General features: G+C 68.0%; 4 protein-coding genes. All 4 read right to left on the bottom strand.

The window, feature by feature from the left end:
* Nucleotides 1–12 precede the first annotated feature (12 nt).
* The 4 genes from N5D48_RS25470 to N5D48_RS25485 all read right to left on the bottom strand — a co-directional run bounded on the left by N5D48_RS25470 (nt 13) and on the right by N5D48_RS25485 (nt 5,789).
* Complete coding sequence (locus N5D48_RS25470) at nt 13–2,253, bottom strand: TonB-dependent receptor (protein ID WP_279888849.1); 2,241 nt, start codon at nt 2,251–2,253, stop codon at nt 13–15.
* A gap of 256 nt (nt 2,254–2,509) precedes the next feature.
* Nucleotides 2,510–3,568 (bottom strand): ABC transporter substrate-binding protein, encoded by a 1,059-nt coding sequence (locus N5D48_RS25475; protein WP_279888851.1) that lies wholly within the window; start codon nt 3,566–3,568, stop codon nt 2,510–2,512.
* On the bottom strand, nt 3,565–4,632 hold the full coding sequence (locus tag N5D48_RS25480) for an ABC transporter substrate-binding protein (protein ID WP_279888853.1): 1,068 nt from the start codon (nt 4,630–4,632) through the stop codon (nt 3,565–3,567). Before N5D48_RS25480 ends, N5D48_RS25475 begins: the two co-directional genes overlap by 4 nt.
* Nucleotides 4,633–4,643: 11 nt before the next feature.
* Nucleotides 4,644–5,789 carry an LLM class flavin-dependent oxidoreductase gene (locus N5D48_RS25485; protein ID WP_279888855.1) on the bottom strand — a complete coding sequence of 382 codons (1,146 nt, stop codon included), beginning with the start codon at nt 5,787–5,789 and terminating at the stop codon, nt 4,644–4,646.
* Nucleotides 5,790–5,931: the final 142 nt, after the last annotated feature.

The following is a 5,931-nucleotide window of genomic DNA, read 5'->3' on the forward strand; positions in this document are numbered from 1 at the left end:
GCAAAGGGCGACCTAGAATCGGCTGGTAACGCTCATCCCTACGGTGCGCGGATCGCCGTAGGTGATCACATACTGCCCGGCACCGCCGTTGGGCCGGCCATGCACCTGGTAGCGGCGGTTGGTGAGGTTGTTGACGAAGCCGGTGACGCTGAGCTTGTCGTCGGCGCTGAACCAGCTCAGGCGCGCATTGGCCAGGGTGTAGTGCGGCTGGCTGAGGGTTTGGTCGGCGCTGCTCTGGCGGTCGGCGAGGAAGTACTCCTTGTCGCGCAAGCTCACGTCGCCCCCGGCCACCACGCGCCCAGGCACGTCCAGTGGCAAGGTGTAGTCGGCACCCAGCGACACCACGTTGCGCGGCGAGCGCACGAAGCTGTTGCCGCTGTAGTCACCGGTCACCGCGCCGGTGGTGGGGTTGGTGTTCTTGAAGTCGGTGTACTCGGTGTCGAGGAACGACACGGCCGCGCGCAGGTGCAGGCGTTCGGTGGGCTGGCCTTCGATCTCGAGTTCCGCACCCTTGACCTTGCCCTTGGCGCCGTTGGTCAGGGCGGTGGTGAGCACGCCGTTGTTGACCGTCAGCAGGTTTACCTGGATGTCCGAGTAGTCGTAGTAGAAGACGTTGGCGTTGACCGTCAGGCGCCGGTCGAACCACTCGGACTTCAGGCCCAGCTCGTAAGCGTCCAGCTCTTCCGGATCGACCGTGGTCAGCTGCGCCAGGCTGGTGGACAGTCCGGTGTTGAAACCGCCGGAGCGGAAGCCGTGGGCATAGCGGAAGAACACCCGCAGGTTGTCGTTGATGCGGTACTCCGGGGTCAGGTCGTAGGTCCAGGCTTCCCAGGTCTTGTCTTGCTGGCGGTTGCCATTGCTGCCGACGCCGGCAATGGGGATCAGCGGGCCGTTGGCGCTGGCGCGGGTCAGCTGCACCAGGTCCAGGTCGATGTCCTTTTTCTCCTGGGTCCAGCGCAGGCCGCCGGTCACGCTGAAGTCGTCGGTGAAGTCATAGGTGACGTTGCCGAACAGCGCGTAGCTGTCGGTGCGGTGGTCGAAGCCCAGGTCGCGAAACGCCGTGGTGCCGACCTGATTGGAGCCGCTGCCATTGGGTGTCGGACCCGGGGTGACGATGCGCTGCGAGGCGCTGTCGAGGTTCTCGTGGAAGTAGTGGGCGCCGAGCAGCCAGTGCAGCGGACGGTCCTCCGGCGAGGCCAGGCGCAGTTCCTGGGACCACTGGCGGTAGCTGTTGTCGGTGATCGAGGCGCCGTTGACCTCGTAGGGGGTGTAGTCGGCGTCGGTGGTGGAGCGGTTGCGGATGTAGTCGTAGGCGCTGATCGAGGTCAGGGTGTAGTCGCCCAGGTACCAGTTGAACGTCAGCGAGGCGCCGTCGTGGTCGAGGCGGTAGTCCTCGTTGACGTTGAGCGAGATGTCGCGGCCATTGGGGCGCTGGTAGCCGACGTTGTAGTAGCGGCCCAGCGGCAGCGAGCCGTTGCTGCCGTCGCCCTTGAACTGGCGGCTGTGGATTTTCAGCAGGGCGTCCAGGTCCGGGTTGAGCTGGGCGAGGAACTGCAGACGCACGGCCTTCTTGTTGACGTCGCCGTAGGTGTTGCCGTCGAAGTCGTTGTGCTGGAAGCCGTCGCGTTCCTCGGAATACAGCGATACCCGGCCGGCCAGTTTGTCGTCCACCAGCGTGCCGCCGAGGGCGCCGTTGAGGATGCGCTCGTTCTTGCTGCCGAAGCCGACCGTGCCATAGCCGTCGGTGTCGAAGGTCGGTTTCTTCGAGATCACGTTGACCGCGCCGGCGGTGGTGTTCTTGCCGTACAGGGTGCCTTGCGGGCCGCGCAGGATTTCGATGCGCTCCAGGTCGAACAGCGGCCCGCCACCGGCGATGGGCGCGTTGAGGTAGACGTCGTCGGCGTAGATGCCCACCGGGTAGACCGTCGCCGCGCCGGTGTCGCCGGTGCCCAGGCCACGGATGTACCAGCGCGGGCGGCCGTCGCCATCGGGGTTCTTGGCTGAGGCATTGGGCACGAAGGTGGTGATGTCGCCCATCGAACGCACGCCGTCGGCGACCAGTTGCGTGCCCTTGATCGCCGACACGGCCACCGGCACTTCCTGCAGGGTCTGTTCGCGGTGCTGGGCGGTGACGGTGACGGTCTCCAGGGCCGCTTCGGTCTTGTTGTCGGCGGCGGCGAAGGTGTGGTTGGCGGTGCTGCCCAGCAGCAGCGCGAGGCTGATCTGGCGGGCTAGTGGATGGCGCTGGTGCATGTGGAATCTCCCCGAGTGAAAGCGTTGTTGGGGAGGACAGAGCAGGGACTGTGCCAGGCTCATAAAGCACTGTTTTTATTGGTATTTATTGGTTGTTTAGGCGATCGATGTGGATGGCGCAGCAGCGGAGTGTTTGGCGGGTGTTGCTGGGGCAGCAGGGCCGGTCTCTGTGGGAGCGAGCTTGCTCGCGAACACCGGCGAAGCCGGTGCCATGCACCGCATGATCTTCTTCGCGGGCAAGCCCGCTCCCACAGGTTCAGACAGCCAATCGCGATGTCGAGCCGATCACCTGCTCCAGCACGCTCGAATCGATCCACTCGCGCACATCGATGCGCCGTGGGATGAACCCCCAGCGATGAAGGAATTCGCTGAAGTCCTGCAACGCCGCGATGGAGCGGCCATCCAGTGCCGTGCGCAGGCGTCGGTGGGCATCCTCGCCATAGGCCGCCGCCACCCAGTACTCGCTGGTGTTCAGCTCGCGGGCGAGAAAGCGCCGGGTGTCCTCGGGGTTGGCCCAGGCCCATTGCTCGGTGCGCAGCACGGTGTCGACCAGGGTGCGGCTGGCCTCGAAATGCTCGTGCAGCAGGTGGGTGTCCACCGTCAGCGTGCGCGGCGTGCCGTTGTTGCTGCGGATCAGCGGGTCGGGGTGGCTGCCGGTGTCGACCACCACCCGCAGGCCGAACTCGTGGGCCAGCTGCACCGCGTGGGCGCCCTTGAGGAAGATCGCGTCGATGTCGCCGCGCAGCAGGCCGATCAGCTCGTTGTTGCGCCGGCTTACGCGGCGGGTGTCCAGCGCCACCTCCGAACCATGCAGGTGCTGCTTGGGTTCATCGCTGTAGGTGCCGCCGTAGGGGTAGTCGACCAGCTCGACGTCGGCCACGCTCAGGCCTTCGAGCTTGAGCGCGTTCTCCAGGCCGCGCAGGGCCTGGGCGCGGGTGAAATCGATCTGCACATTGGCCCACTTGGGCAGGCCGAAGCGGCGGTTCTTCAGGTCGCGGATGCCGCGCACGCCGCTCTCTTCGGTGGTGAGGATCAGCTGTACCTCGTCGATCCAGCTCAGCCCCAGCACCCGGGTTTCGACGCCGCTGGCGTAGGCCCAGATCGCCGGGATGCTGCCGCCATGGCGCACCGAGTTCTGCAGGTGGTGGTCGTAGTGGGCCTCGCGCACCTCGCGCTCGCTGGACTCGCGCAGCGACTGGATGCGCGTGCCGAACGGCGCGAAGGCCTGGGCCAGGCGCCCGGACTGCACGGCGATGCCAAGGCCGGTGGGTACCGGGCTGTGGGTGTACCAGAGGGTTTCCAGGGGCTTGCTCATAGGGCGGCGGGTTTCCTGTCCATGGCAGAGGGGGCGACGAGCAGCGCGTCCAGCGGCTGCCGGTCGATCCAGTCGCGCACCGCGAAGCTGGCCGGGATGAAGCGCCAGCGCGCGAGGAAGTGCACGAAGTCCTGCAGCGCGTCGATGGCCTGCTCGTCCAGGGCGGTGCGCAGGCGCAGGTGGGCGTCGTTGCCATAGGCCACGCCGACCCAGTATTCGCTGCTGTTGGTTTCCCGGGCCAGGTAGCGGCGGGTCTCGTCCGGGTGCTGCTGCGCCCAGTGCTCGGCGCGCAGCACGCTGGCCAGCAGCGTGCGGGCCACGTCGGGGTGCCGTTCGAGCAGATGGCTGTCCACGGCCAGCGTGCGCGGCGTGCCGTTGTTGCTGCGGATCAGCGGGTCGGGGTGGCTGCCGGTGTCGATCACGGTGCGCAGGCCGAAGGCGTGGGCCAGCTGCACGGCGCTGGCGCCCTTGAGGAAGATTGCGTCCACCTCGCCGCGCAGCAGGCCGGCCAGTTCCAGGTTGCGGCCTTCGTCCTGGCCGGTGGACACCGGCGTGCCGGCGACATTGCGCACCGGGCGGTCGCTGAAGGTGCCATGGTAGCGGTAGTTGACCAGTTGCAGGTCACCCACCTGCAGGCCGTGCAGCTTCAGGGCGTTTTCCAGGCCGCGCAGGGCCTGGGCGCGGGTGAAGTCGATCTGCGCCGCGCTCCAGTCGGGCAGGCCGAAGCGCCGGCCCTTGAGGTCCTGCACGCTGTGGATGGCGCTGTCCGGCCGGGTCAGGATCAGCTGCGCCTCGTCGGCCCAGGACAGGCCGATCACGCGGGTCTCGCGGCCCTGGGCGCGGGCCCAGATCGCCGGGATGCTGCCGCCATGGCGCACCGAATTGCGCAGCGTGTGGTCGAAGTGCGATTCGCGCACGGCCTGCTCATCGGCTTCGCGCAGCGACTGCACGCGGGTGCCCAGGGCGTCCAGGTCCTGCTGCAGCCAGCCTTGCTGCACGGCGATGCCCAGGCCGGTGGGCACCGGACAGCGGGTGTACCAGAGGGTGTCGAGGGGTTGGCTCATGGTCGTTCTCCTCAGGCGCTGGCCTTGAGCGGCGTGGCGGCTTGCTGCACCAGCGGCAGGACTTCCTGGCCGATGCGCAGGGCTTCTTCCAGGTGCGGGTTGGCCGCCAGGATGAAGGTCGAGAAGCCGGCGTCGCGGTATTCGGCCAGGCGCTCGGCGATGTTCTGGTGGCTGCCCACCAGGCCCACGGTCGGGCCGGGCTTGGCCTTGGCGAAGCCGGCCCACAGGTTGCGCGCCAGCTTCAGTTCGTCGAAGTCCTGCAGGTGCTGGTGATAGGCCGCCTGGCGCGCACCGCCGACCGAGTCCGAGCCTGTGACGAAGCCCTTGGCGATGGCGCTGCTCTTGCCTTCGAGGCGTTCGAACTGCTGGCGCAGCTCGCGCCAGGCCTGCTCTTCGGTTTCGCGGGCGAACAGGTCGACGCGCAGGCCGAAGCGCACTGTGCGCCCCTGCTTGTCGGCCAGTTCGCGCACCCGCTCGAGATGCGGCTTGAGCTTGTCGATCGGCTCGGCCCAGTTCAGGTAGACGTCGGCGTGGCGGGCGGCGACCTCCAGCGCGGCGTCGGAGAAGCCGGAGAAGTACACCCCGGGCTTGCGCTCGTGGGCCAGGCCCGGCGGCAGGCTGCCGTGCTCCAGGCGGTAGATGTCGCCGTCGTAGGAGAAGCTGTCGTTGGCCCACAGGCCCTGGATCACGTCGAGGAATTCGCCAGTGCGCTTGTAGCGCAGGTCGTGTTCGAGGAAGTCGCCGTTGGCGCGCTGGCTGGCCGGGTTGCCGCCGGTGATGATGTTCCAGTCCAGCCGCCCGCCGCTGAGGTTCTGCAGGATCGCCGCTTGCTGCGCGGCGTAGGCGGGCAGGGTCCAGGTGGCCTGGAAGGCGATCAGGAAGCGGATGCGCCGGGTCTCGCGGGCCAGCGCCGCCGCGGCGATCCACGGCTCGGGGCCGGTGGGCAGCAGGGCGCCTTCGAAACCGGCCAGCTCGGCGGCCTTGGCCACCTGGGCGATGTAGTCGATGTAGGTGAAACCGTCGGCCTCGCCGCCGGGCAGCCGGCCGGGGGCGATGTGGCCCGGGCGGTGCTGCGGGTTGCCCCGGGTGTGGCGGTCGGTGGACAGCTGCGGCCCGTCGGTGCCCAGGGGCAGGCGCCAGAAAAATTCGGTGGTCATGGGAGCTCCTGAAGGGGAGGTTGTCGATGGGGAGGGTGGTGCAACGGCTGTGCCATGGCCCTGCAAGGCCACAACGGCGTGGGGTGGCGAGGCTGGGGTGCTGCTGTGGCAGCAGTCGGGCAGCAGCCATTGCCCGGTGAGC

The sequence above is a fragment of the Pseudomonas sp. GD03858 genome, from assembly GCF_029840925.1.
GTDB lineage: Bacteria > Pseudomonadota > Gammaproteobacteria > Pseudomonadales > Pseudomonadaceae > Aquipseudomonas.

Bases quoted from the DNA above. Each gene is read 5' to 3' on its own strand.
- N5D48_RS25470 (WP_279888849.1), bottom strand. From the start codon at position 2,253: ATGCACCAGCGCCATCCACTAGCCCGCCAGATCAGCCTCGCGCTGCTG.
- N5D48_RS25475 (WP_279888851.1), bottom strand. From the start codon at position 3,568: ATGAGCAAGCCCCTGGAAACCCTCTGGTACACCCACAGCCCGGTACCC.
- N5D48_RS25480 (WP_279888853.1), bottom strand. From the start codon at position 4,632: ATGAGCCAACCCCTCGACACCCTCTGGTACACCCGCTGTCCGGTGCCC.
- N5D48_RS25485 (WP_279888855.1), bottom strand. From the start codon at position 5,789: ATGACCACCGAATTTTTCTGGCGCCTGCCCCTGGGCACCGACGGGCCG.